The sequence below is a fragment of the Streptomyces sp. genome (assembly GCF_035645055.1).
GTDB lineage: Bacteria > Actinomycetota > Actinomycetes > Streptomycetales > Streptomycetaceae > Streptomyces.
Map to the genome: position 1 here is coordinate 191,102 of NZ_DASQNH010000031.1, position 21,329 is coordinate 212,430.

Annotated in this window: 24 protein-coding genes; 7 read left to right on the forward strand and 17 right to left on the reverse strand. The window is 72.9% G+C overall.

The window, feature by feature from the left end; all coding sequences use genetic code 11:
- Nucleotides 1-66: 66 nt before the first annotated feature.
- The 7 genes from VE614_RS10550 to VE614_RS10580 all read right to left on the reverse strand — a co-directional run bounded on the left by VE614_RS10550 (nt 67) and on the right by VE614_RS10580 (nt 6,511).
- A complete protein-coding gene (locus tag VE614_RS10550; protein WP_324935036.1) occupies nt 67-1,080 on the reverse strand; it encodes an SDR family oxidoreductase in 1,014 nt (337 codons plus the stop codon).
- A gap of 59 nt (nt 1,081-1,139) precedes the next feature.
- Nucleotides 1,140-1,775, reverse strand: coding sequence for a winged helix-turn-helix domain-containing protein (locus tag VE614_RS10555; RefSeq protein ID WP_324935038.1), 636 nt, complete (start codon nt 1,773-1,775; stop codon nt 1,140-1,142).
- Nucleotides 1,776-2,096: 321 nt separating this feature from the next.
- Entirely contained in the window at nt 2,097-3,017 is a 921-nt protein-coding gene (locus VE614_RS10560) for a DUF6891 domain-containing protein (protein WP_324935040.1), read from the reverse strand.
- Between the two features lie 219 nt (nt 3,018-3,236).
- A complete protein-coding gene (gene glnII, locus VE614_RS10565) occupies nt 3,237-4,268 on the reverse strand; it encodes a glutamine synthetase (RefSeq protein ID WP_324935042.1) in 1,032 nt (343 codons plus the stop codon).
- Between the two features lie 390 nt (nt 4,269-4,658).
- Nucleotides 4,659-5,345, reverse strand: coding sequence for a hypothetical protein (locus tag VE614_RS10570; RefSeq protein ID WP_324935044.1), 687 nt, complete (start codon nt 5,343-5,345; stop codon nt 4,659-4,661).
- A gap of 98 nt (nt 5,346-5,443) precedes the next feature.
- Nucleotides 5,444-6,085, reverse strand: a complete 642-nt coding sequence (locus tag VE614_RS10575; RefSeq protein WP_324935046.1) for a hypothetical protein — start codon at nt 6,083-6,085, stop codon at nt 5,444-5,446.
- 66 nt (nt 6,086-6,151) lie between these two features.
- Nucleotides 6,152-6,511 carry an ArsC/Spx/MgsR family protein gene (locus VE614_RS10580; protein WP_324935048.1) on the reverse strand — a complete coding sequence of 120 codons (360 nt, stop codon included), beginning with the start codon at nt 6,509-6,511 and terminating at the stop codon, nt 6,152-6,154.
- Between the two features lie 247 nt (nt 6,512-6,758).
- On the opposite strand from VE614_RS10580, the gene VE614_RS10585 reads away from it, so the two are divergent.
- Complete coding sequence (locus VE614_RS10585) at nt 6,759-7,073, forward strand: hypothetical protein (protein WP_324935050.1); 315 nt, start codon at nt 6,759-6,761, stop codon at nt 7,071-7,073.
- 114 nt (nt 7,074-7,187) lie between these two features.
- Here the strand turns inward: VE614_RS10585 and VE614_RS10590 are convergent, their stop codons facing one another.
- Complete coding sequence (locus VE614_RS10590; protein WP_324935052.1) at nt 7,188-8,378, reverse strand: winged helix DNA-binding domain-containing protein; 1,191 nt, start codon at nt 8,376-8,378, stop codon at nt 7,188-7,190.
- 287 nt (nt 8,379-8,665) lie between these two features.
- Here VE614_RS10590 and VE614_RS10595 point away from each other — a divergent pair, with 287 nt between their 5' ends.
- Nucleotides 8,666-10,051 carry a DUF2252 domain-containing protein gene (locus VE614_RS10595; protein ID WP_324935054.1) on the forward strand — a complete coding sequence of 462 codons (1,386 nt, stop codon included), beginning with the start codon at nt 8,666-8,668 and terminating at the stop codon, nt 10,049-10,051.
- A 62-nt stretch (nt 10,052-10,113) separates the two neighbouring features.
- Here VE614_RS10595 and VE614_RS10600 read toward each other — a convergent pair whose 3' ends face one another.
- A complete protein-coding gene (locus VE614_RS10600; protein WP_414719553.1) occupies nt 10,114-10,353 on the reverse strand; it encodes a hypothetical protein in 240 nt (79 codons plus the stop codon).
- A 124-nt stretch (nt 10,354-10,477) separates the two neighbouring features.
- Between VE614_RS10600 and VE614_RS10605 the strand changes: the two genes are divergently transcribed.
- Nucleotides 10,478-10,747, forward strand: coding sequence for a hypothetical protein (locus VE614_RS10605; protein ID WP_324935056.1), 270 nt, complete (start codon nt 10,478-10,480; stop codon nt 10,745-10,747).
- Nucleotides 10,748-10,816: 69 nt separating this feature from the next.
- Here VE614_RS10605 and VE614_RS10610 read toward each other — a convergent pair whose 3' ends face one another.
- Complete coding sequence (locus tag VE614_RS10610) at nt 10,817-11,074, reverse strand: hypothetical protein (RefSeq protein WP_324935058.1); 258 nt, start codon at nt 11,072-11,074, stop codon at nt 10,817-10,819.
- 136 nt (nt 11,075-11,210) lie between these two features.
- The gene (glnA, locus tag VE614_RS10615) at nt 11,211-12,620 is read right to left on the reverse strand and encodes a type I glutamate--ammonia ligase (RefSeq protein ID WP_324935060.1); all 1,410 of its coding nucleotides are present in this window, start codon (nt 12,618-12,620) and stop codon (nt 11,211-11,213) included.
- A 220-nt stretch (nt 12,621-12,840) separates the two neighbouring features.
- Between glnA and VE614_RS10620 the strand changes: the two genes are divergently transcribed.
- Nucleotides 12,841-13,308 (forward strand): RDD family protein, encoded by a 468-nt coding sequence (locus VE614_RS10620; RefSeq protein WP_324935062.1) that lies wholly within the window; start codon nt 12,841-12,843, stop codon nt 13,306-13,308.
- A gap of 117 nt (nt 13,309-13,425) precedes the next feature.
- On the opposite strand, the gene VE614_RS10625 is transcribed toward VE614_RS10620, so the two are convergent.
- From VE614_RS10625 to lipB, 4 genes are all read right to left on the reverse strand, one after another.
- Nucleotides 13,426-14,130 carry a DUF4191 domain-containing protein gene (locus tag VE614_RS10625; protein WP_324935064.1) on the reverse strand — a complete coding sequence of 235 codons (705 nt, stop codon included), beginning with the start codon at nt 14,128-14,130 and terminating at the stop codon, nt 13,426-13,428.
- Between the two features lie 160 nt (nt 14,131-14,290).
- Nucleotides 14,291-14,491, reverse strand: a complete 201-nt coding sequence (locus VE614_RS10630; RefSeq protein WP_324935066.1) for a hypothetical protein — start codon at nt 14,489-14,491, stop codon at nt 14,291-14,293.
- Between the two features lie 240 nt (nt 14,492-14,731).
- The gene (lipA, locus tag VE614_RS10635; RefSeq protein WP_324935068.1) at nt 14,732-15,697 is read right to left on the reverse strand and encodes a lipoyl synthase; all 966 of its coding nucleotides are present in this window, start codon (nt 15,695-15,697) and stop codon (nt 14,732-14,734) included.
- 117 nt (nt 15,698-15,814) lie between these two features.
- Entirely contained in the window at nt 15,815-16,612 is a 798-nt protein-coding gene (lipB, locus tag VE614_RS10640) for a lipoyl(octanoyl) transferase LipB (protein WP_324935070.1), read from the reverse strand.
- Nucleotides 16,613-16,845: 233 nt separating this feature from the next.
- On the opposite strand from lipB, the gene VE614_RS10645 reads away from it, so the two are divergent.
- Nucleotides 16,846-18,279, forward strand: coding sequence for a regulator (locus VE614_RS10645; RefSeq protein WP_324935072.1), 1,434 nt, complete (start codon nt 16,846-16,848; stop codon nt 18,277-18,279).
- 25 nt (nt 18,280-18,304) lie between these two features.
- Here the strand turns inward: VE614_RS10645 and VE614_RS10650 are convergent, their stop codons facing one another.
- Nucleotides 18,305-19,657 (reverse strand): NAD(P)/FAD-dependent oxidoreductase, encoded by a 1,353-nt coding sequence (locus VE614_RS10650; RefSeq protein ID WP_324935106.1) that lies wholly within the window; start codon nt 19,655-19,657, stop codon nt 18,305-18,307.
- On the opposite strand from VE614_RS10650, the gene VE614_RS10655 reads away from it, so the two are divergent.
- The gene (locus VE614_RS10655; RefSeq protein ID WP_324935108.1) at nt 19,607-19,729 is read left to right on the forward strand and encodes a hypothetical protein; all 123 of its coding nucleotides are present in this window, start codon (nt 19,607-19,609) and stop codon (nt 19,727-19,729) included. The two genes, VE614_RS10650 and VE614_RS10655, sit on opposite strands and share 51 nt — an antisense overlap.
- 139 nt (nt 19,730-19,868) lie before the next feature.
- On the opposite strand, the gene VE614_RS10660 is transcribed toward VE614_RS10655, so the two are convergent.
- On the reverse strand, nt 19,869-20,765 hold the full coding sequence (locus tag VE614_RS10660; RefSeq protein ID WP_324935074.1) for a TIGR01777 family oxidoreductase: 897 nt from the start codon (nt 20,763-20,765) through the stop codon (nt 19,869-19,871).
- Between the two features lie 72 nt (nt 20,766-20,837).
- On the opposite strand from VE614_RS10660, the gene VE614_RS10665 reads away from it, so the two are divergent.
- Nucleotides 20,838-21,326, forward strand: coding sequence for a GNAT family N-acetyltransferase (locus VE614_RS10665; RefSeq protein ID WP_324935076.1), 489 nt, complete (start codon nt 20,838-20,840; stop codon nt 21,324-21,326).
- Nucleotides 21,327-21,329 lie beyond the last annotated feature (3 nt).

Below are 21,329 nucleotides of genomic sequence, written 5' to 3' on the forward strand. Positions count from 1 at the left end.
AAGCGGCCCCCCTCCATACGGAAGGAGTCCCACGGGTGTTCAAACGTCGCTGAAATTGCCTGTCGGTCACGGCAGTTGACGGCCGTGCGCCTGAGCGAGCACCTTCGCCTCCGTCTCCGGGTCCACCCCCTTTTCCGGCCGGTCCGGGCGCTGCGGGGCCACCCCGCCGAGCGACCGCAGCCAGCTCCAGGTGTCGGTGACGGTCTCCTCGACCGGACGGCAGCGCAGGCCCGCCGCGACAGCGCGGGAGACGTCCGAGGAGTGCAGGGCGTCGTGCAGATCGCTGCCCGGCGGCACCCACACCGGCAGCCCGGTCCACGGCGCGATCCCGGCCTCCAGGATCACCTCCGGGTCGGTCCAGCACAGCTCGGCACCGCCCCCGGTGACCCGGGCGCAGGCCTCCAGGAAACTGCCGATGGTGGCGTGGCCCTGCGGGGAGACGAGGTTGTACGGCCCGCTCAGCTCGCGCTCGACACCGCCGAGGATCCACTCGGCGAGATCACGGACGTCGATGTACTGCACGGGCAGATCCCGGGGGCCCGGCGCCAGCACCGGGCCCCCGCGGGCCATCCGGGTCAGCCACCAGGGCAGCCGGCCCACGTTCTCGTACGGACCGATGATCAGCCCCGCCCGGGCCAGCAGCGAGCGGTCCGCGCCGAACGCGTCCAGCACGGCCAGCTCGCCGCCCCGCTTGTCGCGCGCGTACTCGGTCTGCTCGGCATCCGGATCGGCGCCCCCGACCAGCGGCGCGTCCTCGGTGTATCCGGCGGGCGGCGCCCAGTCGTACACCGAGCAGCTCGACACGTACACATACCGCCCGGCGCGGCCCCGCAGCAGCCGCGCCGAGTCCCGCACCGCGCGGGGCGCCGCCGACCAGGTGTCGACGACGGCGTCCCACTCGCCGTCCGCGAGCGCGGCGAGCCCGTCGGGCGCGGTGCGGTCGCCGTGCAGCGCCCGCACCCCGGCGGGCGCCGCGTGGCGTCCCCGGTGGAACACCGTCACGTCCCAGCCCCGCTCCACGGCCGCCTCCACGACCGCCCGCCCCACGAACTCCGTACCGCCCAGCACCAGAAGTCTCATGCCGGTGACTCTGCCCGCTCGCGGTGCGGGAGGACAGCGAATCTGCCCAGGGCAGACGGTCAGCGGCCGGCCGGCGGGGTGTACTTGTAGCCGACCCGGCGCACGGTGCGGATGGTGTCCCGGTGCTCGGCGCCCAGCTTCCGGCGCAGCCGGGCGATGTGCACGTCGACCGTGCGGCCGTCGCCGACGTGCCCGTAGCCCCACACCGTGCCGACCAGCTGGTCGCGGGTGTGCACCCGGTGGGGGTGGGTCACCAGATGGGCCAGCAACTCGAACTCCAGGTAGGTGAGGTCCAGTTCGCGCCCGTCCACCTCCGCGGTGCGGCGGACGGAGTCGATGCGGATGAGGGGTTCGCCGAGGGTGGGTTCGGTGTCCGCCGGTCCCTCCTCGGACGCCTCCCGGGCCCGCTGGTCCGGCACCGCCACCGGCGGGAACGGCGGCTGCTGGTCCGCCGGGACCAGCACCAGATACCCGACCATCGGCGGGCGGCCCGGCAGGACGGGCAGGGCGTGCTGCGGGGCCGGCAGCCAGGTGGCGCCCGGCGGCAGGAAGTCCGCGACGTCGATCACCTCGTCGCGGTCGACGGCGCGCAGCCGGTGCCGGGCGCCGTGGGCGGTGGCCGTGCCCGTGGCGGTGCCGGTGGCGGCAGCCGAGGAGAGGGTGGACCGGGAGGACAGGGAACGAGTGGTCGCCATGAGAGGTCAGCTCTTTTCGCGCGAGAGTCCGTCGGGAAGGGACGTACGTCGTCGCGCCGACCGAAGGCCGGGGTGTACGGCTTTAGAGGGCCGGCGCGTTCGTCGCGCGGCAACACACCCGGTCGTAGTCGTGGTGCTGACGGGAAGGCCAGAAGGGCTCGAGGTCATGGCGACCCGTCGCGGAGTACTTCTGGAAGCTGGCCATGCCTCCATTCAAGCACGCGCGGGCCGCGGACCGGACCCCTCTGTCACCGCTCTCTCACCGCGTGGACGCCCCCGGCCGGAACGCGGCGGGAAGCCGGCGCTCTCCGGCCGACGGCCTCATCCCTCCAGCCGTCTGCGCCAGTCCAGGCCCGTGACGGTGATCGAACGGCCCGGGTCGCCGTCCCAGTCCGCCGACAGGCCGGCGGCGGCCAGCGCCGCCACCACCTCGCGGCCGACGGACGCCGTGGTCTCCTCAGAGCCGTCGAGACCGCCGTAGTACAGCGGGAGGCCGAAGCCCTCGACGGCGTGCTCGGTGCTCTGCCGGTGGAAGAAGACGAAGCCGCGCGCCTCCTCGCGCTCGGCGCCGATCTCGGCCATGCCGCAGCTCCGGCAGCAGGTGAAGTTCTCCCGGGCGGTGATGCCGCCGGCGTCCAGCGCCGCGAATGCCCCGGCCAGGCGTTCGGGGTCGGTGACGCCCTCCCAGGTCTCCTGCTCGGCCAGCCGCTCCAGCCACAAGCGGTCGGCCAACTGCCGTGCCTGGGCCTTGGACACCGGCCGCTCGTCGCCGTCGGCCAGGTAGTCCTCCGCCAGTTCGGCGAGCTGGTCGCGGTCGTCGTACCCGCAGCGCAGGGCCAGCCGCACTCGCTCCTCGAGCGTCGCGCGGACGTCGTCCGGCAGCTCGGGGACCTCCTCCCGCGGCCCCAGGTCGATCGGCTCCCAGGCCACGCCCGCGTCCCAGCCCTCCGCCCGGCGGGCCCAGCCGGTCAGAAGGGCGGCGACCCGGTCCCGGTCGGCGAGGTTCGTACCGAAGAAGGCGTCGGCGCCGGCGCGGTGTTCCAGGCGGTAGTCGCCGCCCCGCTCGTGCCACACCTGGGCGAAGACGTCCGGCAGGTCCGGTATCCGCTTCAGCACCAAAAAACGGTCCCCGGGCTCCCCGATCCGCGCCACGAGCGCCCGCAGTCCGTCCGCCGGAATCCGCGTGTGCGTCTGCCAGTTCTCCGTCTCGGCCTTGATGTCCAGGCCGCCGCCGTTCTCCATGACCCCACGATGACACGGGGCACTGACAACGCCACGGCAGCCGCCGTACGGCGTCCCGCACACCGCGTGGCATGCGCTGCCTGTGTGTCCTCCGCCTTGCCGTACGCGTGCTGCGGCTCCGCCCAGTCGGTCACCCTGGCCCCATGACGGCGCGCGACACGCGGAAGGGGGGCGCCCGCCAATACGGCGGGCGCCCCCCTTCCGGAGCCGTTGTGCGGATCAGACCTGGCCGGCCTTCTCCAGGGCGGAGCAGCAGGTGTCCACCAGCAGGCGGGTCACCACGTACGGGTCGACGTTGGCGTTCGGACGGCGGTCCTCGATGTAACCCTTGCCGTCCTTCTCGACCTGCCACGGGATGCGGACCGAGGCACCGCGGTCGGAGACGCCGTAGGAGTACTTGTCCCACGGGGCGGTCTCGTGCAGGCCGGTCAGACGGTCGTCGATGCCCGCGCCGTAGTTCTTGACGTGGTCGAGCGGCTTGGAGCCCTCGCCCAGCGACTCGCAGGCGGTGATGATCGCGTCGTAGCCCTCGCGCATCGCCTTGGTGGAGAAGTTGGTGTGCGCGCCCGCGCCGTTCCAGTCGCCCTTGACCGGCTTCGGGTCGAGGGTCGCGGAGATGCCGAAGTCCTCGGCGGTGCGGTAGAGCAGCCAGCGGGCCACCCACAGCTGGTCGGAGACCTCCAGCGGGGAGAGCGGGCCGACCTGGAACTCCCACTGGCCCGGCATGACCTCGGCGTTGATGCCGGAGATGCCCAGGCCCGCGGCCAGGCAGTTGTCGAGGTGCTTCTCGACGATGTCACGGCCGAAGATCTCGTCGGCGCCGACGCCGCAGTAGTAGCCGCCCTGCGGGGCGGGGAAGCCGCCCTCGGGGAAGCCGAGCGGACGGGCGCCGTCGAAGAAGGTGTACTCCTGCTCGATGCCGAAGATCGGCTCCTGGGCCGCGAACCGCTCGGCGACCTCCGCCAGCGCGGCACGGGTGTTGGACTCGTGCGGCGTCATGTCGATGTTCAGCACCTCGCACAGGACGAGGATGTCGTCGCCGCCGCGGATCGGGTCCGGGCAGCTGAAGACCGGCTTGAGGACACGGTCCGAGGAGTGGCCCTTGGCCTGGTTCGTGGAGGACCCGTCGAAGCCCCAGATCGGCAGCGCGTCCAGACCGGCGGGCCCGCCCGTGATGATCTTGGTCTTGGAGCGGAGCTTGGCGGTCGGCTGGGTGCCGTCGATCCAGATGTACTCAGCCTTGAAGGTCACGGGCCACATCCTTCGGGGGTGGGTCGGGCGCGCTTGCGGGTGCTGCGGCGCTGCGGCACTGGGCGCCGCGCTGTTGTCCGCGAGCCTGTCAACAGGCGATTTCCCGGTCATTGCTCGAATGTGAACCCCGTGTTACCTGGTGGTGCTGTGGTGCGACTCACAGCGTGAGGGGAGCGCGGATGCGAGACCTCACCGCTTGCGCGCGGGGGCGGGGAGCCGCGGGGCGGCTCGTATGCGATGGGAGTACGCCGCCCCCGCAGGGGTAGGCGCGGCGTCCGGCCCGGCGGCCGTCCCCTCCGTCGGCCGCCGAGGCCGGATTTCCTTCCGCGAGGCCGGTGGCCGGTCCCGCTGCTCCCGGCCGGGAGCAGCGGGACCCGAGCTGCCCGAGTCTCACCCCACCTTCTCGATCAGCGCCCGGCGGATCAGGAACTTGCCGGGCTCGCGGACCTGCTCGAAGGCCGCGTTGTTCAGCAGGACGCAGCTGCCGGAGACCGAGGTGACCTCCACCGTCGTCGACTTGGCGTTGTCCAGGTTGGTCACCTTCAGCTTCGTGCCCGCCGGGAACTGGTTGCTGGACGCGGCCGGGGCGCCGCCCTCACCGGAGAGGGTGACCGTCGACCCGTTGCACACCTGCTCACCGGCCGCCTCCACGGGCTGCGACGGCTGCGCCTCCTCGGCGGGTGCGGAGGGCTGCGCCTCCTCGGCGGGTGCGGACGGCTGCCCGGCCCCGGCGGGTGCGGAGGGCTGTGCCGGCTGGGAGCCCTGAGCCGGCCCCCCGACCGCCTCGCCCACCTCGCAGCCGGAGGCCTGCTGCTTGCGCTGGATCTCCGCGATGACCGCCTCGCGGTTCGCGATCCGCGCCTCCGACTGCGCGTCCGGCTGGGCCCGCTGCTCCGCGATGAACCGCTGGTTGTTGCCGAGGGCGGTGGCCAGGCCCTGGCAGACGGTCGAGTCCTTCGCCGACTGCGCGGCGTTCGACGTGCTCGCCATGACGAAGGCACCGCCGCCCGCCACCGTGGCAGCGCCGACCAGCAGCGCGATCTTCTTCTTGGTGCTGAGAGTTCTCCTGCGCGACATGCGCGCCTCCTGAAGAGGTCGGGGTGCGTACGCCGCTATGTACGAGATCCCGAACGAGGTTACTCAGTGGGCCCGCCCGCAGGTTGAAGTGGCCTGCGTCACAAGGCAGTTGCGGAGGCGCCCTCCTCGTACGCCGTCACGTTGCCGCCGGCGTACCGGAGCAGTTCCTCGGTCTGCCGGGCGAGCGCGGCCTCGGCCGTCTCCGCCCCGTCGCTCCACCGGCCGTGGGCGAACACCACCGAGCGGACCGTCATCAGCCGGCGGAACACCCCCACCGATCCGGGCGGCACCGTCGGCATCCCCGCCGCGAACACCGTCGAGGCGTCCTCGGCCCGCCGGAAGCTGAGCACGGTCACCGTCACCCGGGAGCGCCGCTCCACGTCGGTGAAGAGCGCGGTGGTCAGTCGCAGACAGCCCTCACCCCGCTCGATCCGTGCCGCCGGCTCCGCGGACATGCCCTGGGCGCAGTCGGGGGTGGTGGCCAGGTCGACCCGCTCGTAGCGGGTGCCGCTTCCCAGTCGTACGCCCGTCTCCGGGAACGCCCGCTCGGGGCGGATGGCGGGGCGGATGGCGGGGCGGGTGTCGAGGGGGGAGAGCGCGGGCGTGGGGGCGGCCGAGCCGTCGTCGCCGCCGGCGCACACGGCGGTCCCGGCGGCGACGGTGGCGAGCAGTACGGCGCCGGTGACACCGGCCACGGCCATCCGGACGTACGGGTCGATTCCCTGATCGCCTGAGGTCATGGCGGCGGAGGGTAACAGCGTGGACCGCTCCGACTCCCGCCGCACGACAAAGGGCCGAGAAACCCCCTAACGGGACAAGGCGTCCCGTACGGCGTCTTCCGTGCGGGCTACCACGGCCGTGCCGTCGTCCGCGGTGATGATCGGACGCTGGATCAGCTTCGGGTGCTCGGCCAGCGCCCGCACCCAGCGATCGCGCGAGGCGGCGTCCCGCGGCCACTCCTTCAGGCGCAGTTCCTCGGCGGCCGGCTCCTGGGTGCGGGTGATGTCCCACGGTTCGAGGCCGAGGCGGTCGAGTACGGCGCGGATCTCGTCCTCGGTCGGGACGTCCTCCAGGTAGCGGCGGACGGTGTAGTCGGCGCCCTCGGCGTCGAGCAGCTGAACCGCGCTGTGGCACTTGGAGCAGGCGGGGTTGATCCAGATTTCCATGCCGGACACGGTACGCGGGGGGCCGTTCGGGCACCGGGCCGGCACCCTGGCCTGTTCGATTTTGGCAGGGAGTCCCACGAGCCCCGCCAGACCGGTCCGACACACCGGCAATTCCCCTTCTCAACTGGGAGTTTGATGGCCTTCGCGGACCTTCGACTGTCAGTGGCGGGCAGTAGAATTGAAGCAGTGTTCGAGGGGATCGCCGGGGGCTTCCGGGCGGTTCCCTGACCGCGACAGGAGGATGCCTGTGCCCGCTGCCGCACTGAAGCCCAAGCCGTTGCCCACCCAGTCCACCGCCCGCCGTGCCGTCCAGCTCGACCTGCCGTACGCCCCCGTCCTCAAGAGCCCGCTGCCGCCCGGGCGGCCCCGTGAGTGGTACATCTCGCACAACCGCCGGCTCAAGGCCATGCGCCTGGCCATAGCGCTGCTCGACTCCGGCGTCCTCCTGCCGGGCCAGGCCCGCAACGAGACGATCCGTGACGCGGCGCGGCTCATCGGCGTCCACCCGCCGTCGGACACGACGTGTCACATGGTGCGGGCGCTGATGAAGTACAGCCGCTGAGGTGGCGTGACGCCGGGTGCCGTGTCTTTCGCGGTGCCCGGCGTCTTCGTGCGTCCGGAGGCGCTGAGAATGCCGGCCGGAGTCGGCGCGGGCGCTCGGCCGGATGTCACTGCGTCACCCCGCCAGCTCCCGCTCCAACGGCGTCCGGAACCGCGGCGTCACCCGCGTCGTCCCCACCCACTCCCGCAACCGCTCGGCCTCCGCCCCGATCGCCGCCTCGGCCTCCCGGCCCACCCCGGTGCCGTCGAGGATCCGCCAGACGATGCCGCCGTCCGGGCGCTGGGCCCAGCCGCCCACCACGCGCCCGTCCCACCACACCGTCGGCCCGACATTGCCGCTGCGGTCGAACAGCGCCGGGCGCAGCTCCGGCGCGAGATACCAGTCCCGCAGCTGCCAGCCCATCGCCGTCGGGTCCAGGGCGGGCAGCAGCGCCGCCCAGGGTTCGGCGGACTCCCTCACGGGCCCCTCGTCGCCCTCGACGACGTACCCCGTGCCCTCGTCCAGCACCACCTCGCGCGCTCCGATCGCTCCCAGCGCCCGGCGCACCTCCGTCACCCGCCAGCCCGTCCACCACTTCAGGTCGGCCTCGGTGGCCGGTCCGCAGACGGCGAGCCAGCGGCGCAGCAGGTCCGCCTGGGCCCCGGCGACGTCCAGTTCGGGATGGTCCGGCGCGGGGGCCCAGCGGAACTGCGACGACGTCCAGGAGCCCAGCGGCCGGCCCCGGACCACCTTGCCCTCAACGCCCAGCACCCGCAGCAGCCGCCCGGAGACGGTGTGCAGGCCCTCGTAGCTCTTCCCGGCCGCGTACACGAACTGCTCCCGCAGCCGTGGCTCGTCCGCGGCCAGCTCCGCCGCCGTGGCCTCCCCGCGCCGGGCCAGCGCCGCCAGCGCCGACGCCTCCACCTCGGCCAGCCATGCCGTGTCCGGCGCGCCCGCCTTCGCCATGTCCTTCACCAGCGAGGCGCGTTCCCGGGCGGCGACCGTGATCCCCGTCGAGGCGTGCACCACGGCGGTCAGCTCCGTGGGGAACACGAACACGGTGTGGCGCATGCCGTGCATCCGGACCAGGGATCTGTCCTCGTAGAGCGCCCGCTCGGTCTCCGCGACCGTCTTCACCGGCTCCGCCAGCCGCGCGCCCACCGCCAGATACACCGTCGCGGGATCCGAGCCGTGCAGCGCCACCAGCGTCTCGGCCACCTCCTCCGGGCGCGCGGCCCGCGCCCCCGCCGCCAGCCGGTGCCGCACCCCCAGCCGGGTCCGCCGCTCCGCCACCCCGATGTGCCGCCGTGCCGCCCCGCCGCTCATCCCGACCTCCGCACCGTCGATCCGTACTGCCGTCCCGTACTGCCGGCCGTCCCGGCCGTCCCGTTCCGTCGGCCGTCCCGGCCGTCCCGCAGCGCCGATCCTGCCCGACGCCACTGACAACCGGCCCACGCCGGCACCGCGCGGGGGTCACCCGTTCGCCGTACTGGGCATGCGGCACCCCCGCACCCGGCCGTTCACTGCCAACAGGAGGCGGCGACCCAGGGAGACGGGCGAGCGATGCACCGCAACGGCAACGACCACCGCACACGGCCATCGGCCGCCGCGCCATGACTACCGGGTCCGGCCAGGCGGGCCCCAACAGCCCCACCGGCCCCTCGAGCCCCGCCGACCGTGCCGACCGCGGCAGGGCCGCCCGCAAACGCGTCCCCCGCACCGCGCACGCCGGCTGGCTCGCGCCCGTCGACCGGCAGGACCCCGTCGCCGTACTGGAGAAGCAGGGCCGCGACCGGCTGCCGGAGCTGCTGCCCATCCGGTACGGACGCATGGCCGCCTCCCCGTTCGCCTTCCTGCGCGGCGCCGCCGCCGTGCTCGCCGCCGACCTCGCCACCCAGCCGCACACCGGCCTGACCGTGCAGCTGTGCGGTGACGCCCACCTGCTCAACTTCGGCCTCTACGCCTCCCCGGAACGCAGCCTCCTCTTCGACCTCAACGACTTCGACGAGACCTTTCCCGGCCCCTTCGAGTGGGACGTCAAACGGCTCGCCGCCAGCGTCGCGGTCGCCGCCCGGGAGAACGGCCACACCGACGCCAAGGCGCACCGGGCCACTCTGGAGTCGGCCACCGCCTACCGCACCGCCATGCGGCGGCTGGCCCGGATGGGCGAGCTGGACGCCTGGTACGAGCGGATCGAGGCGGACCGGCTGCTGCCCCTGGTCCGCTCCGCGCGCCGCCGCCGGCGGGTCGAGGCCAGCCTCACCCGGGCCCGCCGCCACACCGGTCTCCAGGCCCTCGGCAAGCTGACCGAGGTCGTCGACGGCCGGCGCCGTATCGTCCACGACCCGCCACTGCTCGAACCCGCCGGCGCCCCCGACGCCGCCGCCCTGCGCAAGATCTTCAGCGACTACCGCTCCACCCTCGCCGAGGAGCGGCGGATGCTCCTCGACCGCTACCGGTTCGCCGACGCCGCCCGCAAGGTGGTCGGCGTCGGCGGCGTCGGCACCCGCTGCTTCCTCGTGCTGCTGGACGGGCGCGACCCCGACGACCCGCTGCTCCTCCAGGTCAAGGAGGCCGGGGCGTCCATCCTGGAGGAACACCTGCCGAGCGGGCCGTACGACCATCCCGGCCATCGGGTGGTCGCCGGGCAACGGCTGCTCCAGGCGGCCGGGGACATCTTCCTCGGCTGGATGACCGGACCCCACGGCCGCTCCTACTACTGGCGGCAGCTGCGCGACATGAAGGGCTCCGCCGACGTCGCCGGGATGAGCCCCGCCGAACTGCGCGCCTACGCCGCCCTGTGCGGCACCGCCCTGGCCCGCGCGCACGCCCGCTCCGGCGACCGCATCGCCATCGCCGCCTACCTCGGCGGCGCCGACACCTTCGACCGCGCGATCGCCGACTTCGCGCTGGCCTACGCCGACCAGACCGCCGCCGACCACACCGCCCTGGGCGCGGCCGTCGCGGCGGGCGTGGTCACGGCCGCACCGGACGTGTGATCCTCAGGACCGACCGTGGCCCGAGTGCGGAGCCGGGGCGCCGAGCCCGGCCAGCAGGGCGGTCACGAACGCCGGCCGGTCATCCGCGTGGTCACGGAACCACAGGCCCAGCCGGTGAGCCAGCCCTGGGCGACGAACTCGCCGAGCAGCGGCAGCAACCGCTCCTTGCCGCCGCTGCCCGCTCCGTGCAGCAGCACGGCGGTGGGCGCGGCGGAGTCCGTGCCGTCACCGCCGTACACCCCGCTGAGCCGTTCGCCGTCGTGGCCGTGACGGAAGGACGTGAAGGGAAGCGGCGTGCTCATGCCCGCCATTCCCTCATGGCGGGCCCGCCGGCCGCCCCGGAAAAGCGGATGCGACGCCCCGTCGGCACCGGGCATTCTCAAGGACATCACCCCGAACCAACGTCCCAGGGAAGGAGGCCCTGTCATGGGCACCATCGTGCTTTCCGGGGCGGTCGTCCTGGTCGTCCTGGGCTTCGGAAACCCCCTCTACTGGCTCGCCGCCGTCGCCCTGCTCTTCCTCTGCGTGCGCCACGGCCGGCAACCGACCGCGCCGCCTCCCACCGGCCCGGCGTCCGCCCCCACCACCTACCGGGCGTACCGCGCCCGACGCGACCAGCAGGCCGAGTGGGAACGCCGCTACCGCCGAGAACGCCCCCTGGAGTCCCGCCGCCAGGAGCGCGAACGCAGCCGGTGAGCCGGCCTGGATCAGATCCGGGCACCTCCCCTGCCAGGGCCTGCCCGGCCCGGGGAGGTGCCCGGCGCGTCAGTAGGGCGCCCGGAAGTTGATGTACCCCAGCAGCACGATCACCGCGGCAACACACCCCAGGACCACCGCGGTCGACACCCAGGACGACCGCCGCCGCGTCACGTGCTCCGGATCGGCCCGGAACGGCACCGGCCCGGGCGGGTTGTGCTTCCAGCGCGCGGCGAGCATGCGGGCCCGGGCCGAGGGCTCCTTGTGCTCGGCGCTCTCCGCCCACCGGAGGTCGAACTCCCGCTCTTGATCGTCCCGTTCGGACATTCCCCGTCTCCCCGTCGGTCCCTGCCGTGTCTCGAACAGCTGTACAGGAAAACCATACGGCGGCGCCCCCGCCCTGAGGAACGCGACTCAGGGACGGGGGCGCCGGAACGACCGGGGAACGACCGGATCGGGTCGATCACACGTCGAAGTACAGCTCGAACTCGTGCGGGTGCGGACGCAGCTGCAGCGGCGCGATCTCGTTCGCGCGCTTGTAGTCGATCCACGTCTCGATCAGGTCCGGGGTGAACACGTCGCCCTGGAGCAGGAACTCGTGGTCGGCCTCCAGGCGGTCCAGGACCGCGCCGAGGGAGGTCGGGACCTGCGGGACGCCCGCGTGCTCCTCGGGAGCCAGCTCGTAGAGGTCCTTGTCGATCGGCTCGGCCGGCTCGATCTTGTGCTTGATGCCGTCCAGGCCCGCGAGGAGCAGCGCCGAGAAGGCGAGGTACGGGTTGCCGGAGGAGTCGGGCGCGCGGAACTCGACGCGCTTGGCCTTCGGGTTCGAACCGGTGATCGGGATGCGCATCGCGGCGGAGCGGTTGCGCTGCGAGTACACCAGGTTCACCGGGGCCTCGAAGCCGGGGACCAGGCGGTGGTACGAGTTCACCGTCGGGTTGGTGAAGGCCAGCAGCGACGGGGCGTGCTTGAGGATGCCGCCGATGTAGTAGCGGGCGGTGTCGGACAGGCCCGCGTAGCCCTGCTCGTCGTAGAACAGCGGCTCGCCGTTGCTCCACAGCGACTGGTGGACGTGCATGCCCGAGCCGTTGTCACCGAAGATCGGCTTCGGCATGAAGGTCGCGGTCTTGCCGTTGCGCCAGGCGACGTTCTTCACGATGTACTTGAAGAGCTGGAGGTCGTCGGCGGCGGCGAGCAGCGTGTTGAACTTGTAGTTGATCTCGGCCTGGCCGGCGGTGCCCACCTCGTGGTGCTGGCGCTCGACCTGCAGGCCGGCCCGCTCCAGCTCCAGGGAGATCTCGGCGCGCAGGTCGGCGAAGTGGTCGACCGGCGGGGCCGGGAAGTAGCCGCCCTTGTAGCGGACCTTGTAGCCCCGGTTGTCCTCGATCGCGCCGGTGTTCCAGGCGCCCGCCTCGGAGTCGATGTGGTAGAAGGACTCGTTCTCGGACGTCTTGAAGCGCACGCTGTCGAAGACGTAGAACTCGGCCTCGGGGCCGAAGAAGGCGGTGTCGGCGATACCGGTGGAGGCGAGGTAGGCCTCGGCCTTCTTCGCCACGTTCCGCGGGTCACGGGAGTACTGCTCGCCCGTGATCGGGTCGTGGATGAAGAAGTTGATGTTGACCGTCTTGTCCCGGCGGAACGGGTCCACCCGTGCGGTGGAGAGGTCGGCGCGGAGCGCCATGTCGGACTCGTGGATGGCCTGGAAGCCGCGGATCGAGGACCCGTCGAAGGCCAGCTCCTCGTCCGGGTCGAACGCCGCAGCGGGAATCGTGAAGTGCTGCATGACGCCCGGCAGGTCACAGAATCGGACGTCGACGAACTTGACGTCCTCTTCCGCGATGAACTTCTTGGCCTCGTCGGCGTTCTGGAACATCCAGCTCCTCCTACTCCCGACCATCCCGCCGGGGTGGTAGATCGTTCGTGCGGCCAGTGCGGTGGCACACGCTGCCCTCGACCCTAGGGAGGCGTGATTTCTCTGGCGTGACCCATTTGTTTCGCCGAAGTTAACCGGCTCGGCTTCCACCCTAGTCCGCATACCGGCCGGAAACACCCCGCCGTCCTTCGGTCATATACGGGCGCAGTACCGTGTACGGGTGGACAAGAGGCAAGCAATCGGATCATGGCTTTCCGGGCCGCGCGCGGCCATGGAGGACGCCGGTGCCGACTTCGGATACCGGGGCGAGCAGCTCGGTCTGCCGGAGGACGGCCCGGGTTCCCTGGCCCGCCCGGGACGGCGGCTCGGCGCGCTGGCCGTGGACTGGGGCCTGTGCCTGTTGATCGCATACGGTCTCATCACGGACGGCTACGGCCAGGCGACGGGCAACTGGGCCCTGCTGGTCTACTTCCTGATGAGCCTGCTCACCGTCGGCACCGTCGGCTTCACTCCGGGCAAGCGGCTGCTGGGCCTGCGCGTCGTCGCCCTGGACACCGGCACCGTCCACCCGGGCCGCGCCCTGGCCCGCACGGTCCTGCTCTGCCTCGCCGTGCCGGCCCTGATCTGGGACCGCGACGGCCGCGGCCTGCACGACCGGCTGGCCCGCACGGTGGAAGTGCGGATCTGAGAGCGCCGGGTACGGCGGCCGGGTACGGCGGAGGGACACGTCGGGTACGACGAAGGGGGCGCCCGGAGATTTCCGGGCGCCCCCTTTCTCGTACGAGGGGGATCGGCTCGCTGCGGGTCAGCGGGCCTTCGGTCCGCCGCCCTTCGGCAGGCGCATGCCCTTGGGCATGGGCCCCTTCGGCAGCGGCATGTTGCTCATCAGGTCGCCCAGCGCGCGCAGCCGGTCGTTGGTGGCGGTGACCTGCGGGCCGGTCAGCACCCGGGGCAGCTTCAGCATGGTGGTGCGCAGCTTCTTCAGCTCGACCTGGCCGTCGCCGGTGCCGACGATCAGGTCGTGCACGGGGACGTCCGCGACGATGCGGTTCATCCGCTTCTTCTCGGCGGCCAGCAGGCTCTTGACCCGGTTCGGGTTGCCCTCGGCGACCAGCACGATGCCGGCCTTGCCGACGGCCCGGTGGACCACGTCCTGGCTGCGGTTCATCGCCACCGCGGGGGTGGTGGTCCAGCCCCGGCCGATGTTGTCCAGCACGGCCGCGGCGGCGCCCGGCTGGCCCTCCATCTGCCCGAAGGCGGCCCGCTCGGCCCGGCGCCCGAACACGATCGCCGTCGCGAGGAAGGCGAGCAGGAGGCCCAGGATGCCGAGATAGATGGGGTGACCGATCAAGAAACCGATCGCGAGGAAGACACCGAAGGTGACGATTCCGACAGCCGCGAGCACAAGGCCGATCTTCTTGTCGGCCTTGCGGGTCATCTTGTAGGTCAGGGCGATCTGCTTCAGTCGCCCGGGGTTCGCAGCCTCGGCTGCCGTGTCCTTCCTCGCCATGCCACGAAGTCTACGTGGCTCCGGGAGCGCCTTCGACGGCAGTGCCCCGGCGGCCGTCGCGGGCGGGGCCGGCGACGGCGAGGGCCGAACGTGGCGGTGTCTGGCGCGGCGGTGTCGGACGTGGCGGTGTCGGGCGCGGCGGTGTCGGACGCGGGCGGTTTCAGGCGCGGACGGTGTGCGCCTGCTCCAGGACGCGCTCGGCCTCGACGCGGGCCTTGGCGCGTTGGCGGTCCTCCAGGACGGAGGTCCAGGCGTTGCGCCGGGCGGTGCGCTGACCGCCGCTCATGAGCAGGGACTCGACCGCACGCAGTGCGTCGGTGACGGAGGGAAGCGCGGTGGCGCGGACAGGCGCGGCCTGCATGGTGGATCCCCCTAGGGGTCAGTGCGTGGGTTCACGGGGTGTGAAACCAGGGTCACTGTTTGGTGTTACCAGGGCGTGACCGGCCGGTCAAACAGACATGAAGGCCCGATGCGCCCAGTTGGCCGAGGAGTTGGCGTCCCCCGGACGACGGCGCGGCCCCGACCGGGGTCCTCAGCTGGGAGGACGGTCGGGGCCGCGACGAACCGGCTTCTACTGGCCGGTAATACCTTGTGCCCGAATTCACACAGCCTGGGCGGCGATGTACGTCCCGCGCTTCTCGACCGCCATCTGGTACAGGCGCCCGGCGCGGTACGAGGAGCGGACCAGCGGGCCCGACATCACACCGGAGAAGCCGATCTGCTCGGCCTCCTCCTTCAGCTCCACGAACTCCTGCGGCTTCACCCAGCGCTCCACCGGGTGGTGGCGCACGGACGGGCGCAGGTACTGGGTGATGGTGATCAGCTCGCAGCCGGCCTCGTGCAGCTGCTTCAGCGCCTCGCTGACCTCCTCGCGGGTCTCACCCATGCCGAGGATCAGGTTCGACTTGGTGACCAGGCCGAAGTCGCGGGCCTCGGTGATCACCCGCAGGGAGCGCTCGTAGCGGAAGCCGGGGCGGATCCGCTTGAAGATCCGCGGGACCGTCTCGACGTTGTGCGCGAAGACCTCGGGGCGGGAGTCGAAGACCTCCCGCAGCAGCTCCGGAACGGCGTTGAAGTCGGGGGCCAGCAGCTCGACCTTGGTCCGGCCGCCCTCGCGCTGCGCCGTCTGCGCGTGGATCTGGCGCACGGTCTCCGCGTACAGCCAGGCGCCGCCGTCCTCCAGGTCGTCGCGGGCGACGCCGGTGATGGTGGCGTAGTTCAGGTCCATGGTGACCACGGACTCGCCGACCCGGCGGGGCTCGTCACGGTCCAGGGCCTCGGGCTTGCCGGTGTCGATCTGGCAGAAGTCGCAGCGCCGGGTGCACTGGTCGCCGCCGATGAGGAACGTGGCCTCACGGTCCTCCCAGCACTCGTAGATGTTGGGGCAGCCGGCTTCCTGGCAGACCGTGTGCAGGCCCTCGCTCTTCACGAGGTTCTGCATCTTGGTGTACTCGGGACCCATTTTCGCCCGGGTCTTGATCCACTCGGGCTTGCGCTCGATGGGGGTCTGGCTGTTCCTGACCTCCAGGCGCAGCATCTTGCGTCCGTCGGGTGCGACTGCGGACACGACCGGCTCCCTAGCGTTGATTCTTCGGCGCCCTCAAGGGTACGCCCGTGGATTTGATGGCCCTCCGACCGGGCCAACCCGCACAGCGCGGGGCCCATTCCCGGGGCCTGTCGTGGATCAGGCCGGTGTCTTCTCGATCAGCCGTGGCTTGAGGTCCGCGTTCTCCAGGATCTCCCGCAGGTGCCGCTCGACGACCGGCAGCACCTCGTCGATCGTGACGTCCCGGCCCAGCTCGTTCGCGAGCGAGGTGACCCCGGCGTCGCGGATGCCGCACGGGATGATCCGGTCGAACCAGGCGTTGTCCGGGTTCACGTTGAGCGCGAAGCCGTGCATGGTGACGCCCTTGGCGACCCGGATGCCGATCGCCGCGATCTTGCGGTCCTCGCGGCGCTGACCCGCGTTGGACGGGGCGTACTCCGGGCCGTTGAGCCGGGGGTCGAACTCGTCGTCGGTGAGCCGCGGGTCGAAGTCCAGGGAGAGCCCGCCGAGCGCCGGGCGCTGTTCGACCGGGTCACCGAGCACCCACACCCCGCTGCGCCCCTCGACCCGGGTGGTCTCCAGACCGAACTCGGCGCAGGTGCGGATCAGCGCCTCCTCCAGGCGGCGGACGTGCGCGACCACGTCGACGGGGCGCGGCAGCTTCTGGATCGGGTAGCCGACGAGCTGGCCCGGGCCGTGCCAGGTGATCTTGCCGCCGCGGTCCACGTCGATGACGGGGGTGCCGTCGAGGGGGCGCTCGCCGGGCTCGGTGCGCCGGCCGGCCGTGTAGACCGGGGGGTGCTCCAGCAGCAGCACGGTGTCCGGGATCCGGTCCTCGAAGCGCGCCGCGTGCACCCGGCGCTGCTCGTCCCAGGCCTCCTGGTAGTCGACGGCCTCGGCACCGAATCCCATACGGACGAACCGCAATTCACTCACGGCGAGCCCCTCCTCGAAGGTCGTAAGGCGTGAAACGCGCCTACGTCACTGTACGACCGCCGGCCGCACGTCAGCCTCGGGGGCAATCCTCACACGATCGGATGAATGAGCGTCGAAGTGTGCGATCGGGTGTTTACTCTCCGCTACATTCGCGCCGTTCACTAGGCCATATGGGCTGCTCACCGGCAGTCCGGGCATTTCAGAAGCCCGTCAGGCAGGAGATCGCACCGCAGATGACGGAACGACCCGCGCAGCGCACCCCCAACCGTCAGCTCGCCGCACTCATCGCAGAAGCGGGGTTCTCCAACGCAGGTCTCGCCCGTCGAGTGGACCAGCTCGGCCTGGAGCACGGGCTCGATCTCAGATACGACAAGACATCCGTCACCCGCTGGCTGCGCGGTCAGCAGCCCCGGGGCACCACTCCCGCCCTCATCGCCGAGGTCTTCACCCGCCGCCTCGGCCGCCGGCTCACCGCCCAGGACCTGGGCCTGGACGCCTGCGCCCCCGTCTACGCGGGCCTGGAGTTCGCCGCCTGCCCCGAGGAGGCCGTCGACATCGTCAGCGGCCTGTGGCGCAAGGACTCCGGCAGCCACGCCGAACTGCGCAAGATCGCGTTCACTCCGGCCGGACTCGTGGTGCCCAGCCGGGACTGGCTGATCGGCCGCGCCGACGAGAAGGTCGCCCGCGGCGCCGAGCCCGCGCGGGTGCCCGCCCAGGGCCGCCCGGTGGTGCCCCGGCAGCGCGCCGTCGACCGCGGCCCCGGCCACAAGGTCACCGGCGGCGACATCGCCGCGCTCCGCTCGGTCGGCGAGCTCTTCCGCACCCTCGACGACGCCTACGGCGGCGGCCACGCCCGCCAGGCCCTCGTGCGCTACCTGGAGCACGAGTGCGAGCCGATGCTGCGCGGCACCTACGGCGAGCAGACCGGCCGCCGGCTGTTCGCCGCCGCCGCGGACCTCACCCGGCTCGCGGGCTGGACCTCGTACGACATCGCCGCGCACGGTCTCGCCCAGCGGTACTTCGTGCAGGCGCTGCGGCTCTCCCAGGCGGCCGGTGACCGGGCGTACGGCTCGTACGTGCTGATCACCATGAGCCGCCAGGCCGTCTACCTCGGGCACGGGCGGGAGGCCGTCCAGCTGGCGCGGGTGGCCCAGCAGGGCGTGGGCGGCTCGGCGCCGCCGGTCGTGCAGGCGCTGCTGCACGCGGCGGAGGCGCGCGGGCACGGCGTGCTCGGCGAGGTGCGGGCCTGCACCGCCTCACTCGTCCGCGCCGAGCGTGCCCTGGAGGCCGCCCGGCCCGGCGACGAGGTGCCGCACTGGGCCCGCTTCTTCGACGAGGCACAGCTCGCCGACGAGTTCGGTCACTGCCACCGCGACCTCCAGCAGTTCCGGGCCGCCGCCCAGCACGCGGAGCGCTCGCTGCAACTGCGCGCCCCCGCGTACGCCCGCAGCCGGCTGTTCTGCCGGGTCGTGCTCGCCACCGCCCGCCTCGGTCTCGGCGAACTCGACCAGGCGTGCGCGCTGGCCGCGGAGGCGGCGGGGCAGGCGGCGGAGATGCGGTCGGTGCGGGCGGTGGAGTACGTGCGGGACTTCGAGCGTCGGCTGGAGCCGTACAAGGACGCGGCTCCTGTGCGGTCGTATCGGGACAAGGTGGCTGCGTACGGGTAGCGCCGTGGGTTCCGGCGGTGCGCGCTCAGGCCGCCCGGGCTGTTGGTGCCGGGTCCGCCTTGTGCATCGAGCCCGTCGTGCCCAGGTCGGCCAGGATGGCGGCCGAGGCGCGGTGGCCCGAGTGGAGGGCGCCCTGGACGGTGCTGATGTCGCGGTGGTCGCCGCAGACGTAGAGACCGGCCAGGAGGCGTACCGGGCGGCGCAGGTCGTGCGGGGGCCGCATGGCGGGCACCGCCTCCGGGGTGTGGTGGACGGCCAGCGTCTCCCAGCGGGACGTCGAGGTGCCGTACAGCCGGGACAGGTGCGTGCGTACGGCGGCGTCGATGTCGGACGCCGGGGGGCCCAGCACCGTCGAGGAGATCAGTGCCCGGCCGGCCGGCGCGCGGCTCGGGTCCACCGCGCTGACCACGGCCGTGTGCGCCACCGGCCCGCCCCGGTCGGAGTCCAGCAGCAGGGAGGCGCCGGTGCCCGGCGGCTCGTCGGTGGTGTGGTGGACGACGGTCACCGGATGGAAGCCGGGCACCCGCAGGCCCGGCAGCAGTCCGGCGGCGGTGCCCGCGTCGGTGGCGAGCAGCACCGCCCGGCAGCGGAACTCGCCGTGCTCGGCGGTGGTCACCGAGGTCGTGGAGACGGAGGTGACCCGCACCCCGGTGTGCACGCTCCCCGGCGGCAGCCCCCGTGCCAGCAGCTCCGGCAGCACCTCCGCCCCGCCCTCCGGCAGGGCCATCCGCCCGGCGGCGAACGCCCGCAGCGCGAGGTCCGCGCACCGGCTGGAGGTGGTCAGCTCCGGATCGCACAGCAGTGCGGCGAGCAGGGGCCGCAGGAAGCCGTCGACGGTGCGGGAGGGCAGTCCCCGGCCGGCCAGCGCCTGTCCGGCCGGCAGCTCCGGGCGGGTCAGCAGGCGTTCCAGGGGCGTGCCCGCGATCCGGGCGAGCGCGCTGCCCAGCCGGGCCTGGTCGACGGCGCCGCCCACGGGGGCGGCGGACCGGTTCCGGGGCGGGGGCACGGCAGCGGTGCCGCCTCGGCAGCGGCCCGGTGTGGCCCGGGGGGCGCTCGCAAGGGCGCGCACCGCACTGAGTGCGCCCCTCGCGCTCCGCCCGTGCACCGGGGCGCCCGCCCGGTGCCGGCGGCCGTCGCTGTGCAGCAGGACGCCTGGGGCGAACAGACGCAGCGCGAGCGCGTCCAGCCCCGGCGTCAGCCGTAGTTCCGGATACGACGTGAACAGCAGCTGTCCGACCCGGTCGAGGCGGAAGCCGTCGACCTTCTCCGTCGACATCCGCCCGCCCACACACGGGCCGGCCTCCAGGACCGTGGTCGTCACTCCTGCATGGGCCAGCCGAAGCGCCGCGGAGAGACCGGCGACCCCGGCTCCCACCACGACGACGTCCGCCTGAAACGCGCGCTCAAGCACGTGCCCCTCCTCGACGTTGAGCGGCCGGTGGAGACGTGATGCCCCCAACCGGCTTCCGGGATGCCCGGGTTCGCGTCGAGGTTAGGCAGCGTGAGCCGGTCGGGGTCAGTCGCGCACCGGCAGGGCACGGTCGCACAGCGGTCGCATACGGCCGGGCCGCCCTGTTTCGCCGGGCGGTTCACAGCGCCGCCCGGATCGCCTCCTCGATGCCGGGGAACGCGAACCGGAACCCGGACTCCAGCAGCCGCTTCGGCAGCACCCGCTGGCTGCCCAGCACATCCCCGGCCAGTTCGCCCAGCACCGCCCGCAGCGCCGGCGCGGGCACCGCGATCACCGCCGGCCGGTGCAGCACCCGGCCCATCGCCGCCGTGATCTCACGGTTCGTCAGGGGCTCCGGGGCGGTCAGGTTGAACGGCCCGGACAGGTCCTCGCGGTCCAGGAGGTGGCGCAGGGCGGCGACCTCGTCGTGCAGCGCGATGTACGACCAGTACTGCCGGCCGCCGCCCAGCGGGCCGCCGAGCCCGGCCTTGAACAGCGGGAACAGCCGGCCCCAGGCGCCGCCCCGGCGGGACACCACCAGCCCGGTGCGGGCGAACGCCGTGCGGACGCCCGCCTCCTCGGCCGGTGCCGCGGCCCGCTCCCACTCCACGCACAGTTCCGGCAGGAAGCCCGAACCCGGCGGGGAGTCCTCGTCCACGGGGCGGTCGCCGGTGTCGCCGTAGATGCCGATGGCGCTGCCGTTCAGGAAGACCCGCGGCGGCCGGTCCAGCGCGGCCAGCGCCCGGGCCAGGGCCGCCGTGCCGTCCACCCGGCTGGCCCGGATGCGCGCCTTGTACGCCACCGTCCAGCGGCGGTCGCCGATCCCCGCCCCCGCCAGGTTCACCACGGCGTCGCACCCGGCGAGCACCGCCGGATCCACCTGCCCCCGCCCCGGATCCCAGTGCGCCTCGTCGGCGGACCGGGGCATACGGCGTACCAGCCGCACCACGTCGTGTCCGTCCGCGACCAGGGAACGCACCAGGGCGCCGCCGATGAGACCGGACGCGCCGGCCACCGCGATCCTCGAACGCTGCATGGCCACATCCTGCCCCCGGCGCCCGTGGAAACCCGTGTGAGACGCGGCCGTTCCCGCCGTAGGGTGACCGGCATGCCTGAACCGTCCATACGTCCCGGCCGCCCCGACGACGAGGAGCAGCTGCGCCGCCTCGACCACGCCATCTGGTCGTGGGTGCACGCGGTCACCGGTCCGCCCGCGCCGGACGAGCCCTTCTTCCGCGACACCGCCGGCCCCGCCGACCACCTGGTCGCCGAACTCGACGGCCGCGTCGTCGGCTACATCCGCCTGGGCTTTCCCACTCCGGTGCCCTCCAATTCCCACGTCCGGCACGTCCGCGGCCTCGGCGTCGCCGAGGAGGCCCGCGGCCGGGGCGTCGGACGGGCCCTGGTGCGCGCGGCCGTCGAGGAGGCGCGCGCCGGTGGCTTCCGCCGGATCACCCTGCGCGTGCTGGGACACAACACCCGCGCCCGGGCGCTCTACGAGTCGGAGGGCTTCGTCGTCGAGGGCGTGCAGCCGGAGGAGTTCTTCCTGGACGGCACGTACGTCGACGACGTGATGATGGGGCAGAAGCTGGTCTGACGG

Excerpts from the sequence above, each read along its gene's own strand:
- VE614_RS10625 (WP_324935064.1), bottom strand. The coding sequence starts at position 14,130 with ATGGCGAGGAAGGACACGGCAGCCGAGGCTGCGAACCCCGGGCGACTG.
- VE614_RS10550 (WP_324935036.1), bottom strand. The coding sequence starts at position 1,080 with ATGAGACTTCTGGTGCTGGGCGGTACGGAGTTCGTGGGGCGGGCGGTC.
- VE614_RS10645 (WP_324935072.1), top strand. The coding sequence starts at position 16,846 with ATGACGGAACGACCCGCGCAGCGCACCCCCAACCGTCAGCTCGCCGCA.
- VE614_RS10660 (WP_324935074.1), bottom strand. The coding sequence starts at position 20,765 with ATGCAGCGTTCGAGGATCGCGGTGGCCGGCGCGTCCGGTCTCATCGGC.
- VE614_RS10595 (WP_324935054.1), top strand. The coding sequence starts at position 8,666 with ATGACTACCGGGTCCGGCCAGGCGGGCCCCAACAGCCCCACCGGCCCC.
- VE614_RS10605 (WP_324935056.1), top strand. The coding sequence starts at position 10,478 with ATGGGCACCATCGTGCTTTCCGGGGCGGTCGTCCTGGTCGTCCTGGGC.
- VE614_RS10570 (WP_324935044.1), bottom strand. The coding sequence starts at position 5,345 with ATGTCGCGCAGGAGAACTCTCAGCACCAAGAAGAAGATCGCGCTGCTG.
- VE614_RS10555 (WP_324935038.1), bottom strand. The coding sequence starts at position 1,775 with ATGGCGACCACTCGTTCCCTGTCCTCCCGGTCCACCCTCTCCTCGGCT.
- VE614_RS10575 (WP_324935046.1), bottom strand. The coding sequence starts at position 6,085 with ATGACCTCAGGCGATCAGGGAATCGACCCGTACGTCCGGATGGCCGTG.
- VE614_RS10560 (WP_324935040.1), bottom strand. The coding sequence starts at position 3,017 with ATGGAGAACGGCGGCGGCCTGGACATCAAGGCCGAGACGGAGAACTGG.
- VE614_RS10600 (WP_414719553.1), bottom strand. The coding sequence starts at position 10,353 with ATGAGCACGCCGCTTCCCTTCACGTCCTTCCGTCACGGCCACGACGGC.
- VE614_RS10580 (WP_324935048.1), bottom strand. The coding sequence starts at position 6,511 with ATGGAAATCTGGATCAACCCCGCCTGCTCCAAGTGCCACAGCGCGGTT.
- VE614_RS10610 (WP_324935058.1), bottom strand. The coding sequence starts at position 11,074 with ATGTCCGAACGGGACGATCAAGAGCGGGAGTTCGACCTCCGGTGGGCG.
- VE614_RS10590 (WP_324935052.1), bottom strand. The coding sequence starts at position 8,378 with ATGAGCGGCGGGGCGGCACGGCGGCACATCGGGGTGGCGGAGCGGCGG.
- VE614_RS10630 (WP_324935066.1), bottom strand. The coding sequence starts at position 14,491 with ATGCAGGCCGCGCCTGTCCGCGCCACCGCGCTTCCCTCCGTCACCGAC.
- glnA (WP_324935060.1), bottom strand. The coding sequence starts at position 12,620 with ATGTTCCAGAACGCCGACGAGGCCAAGAAGTTCATCGCGGAAGAGGAC.
- VE614_RS10655 (WP_324935108.1), top strand. The coding sequence starts at position 19,607 with ATGGGCCAGCCGAAGCGCCGCGGAGAGACCGGCGACCCCGGCTCCCAC.
- VE614_RS10665 (WP_324935076.1), top strand. The coding sequence starts at position 20,838 with ATGCCTGAACCGTCCATACGTCCCGGCCGCCCCGACGACGAGGAGCAG.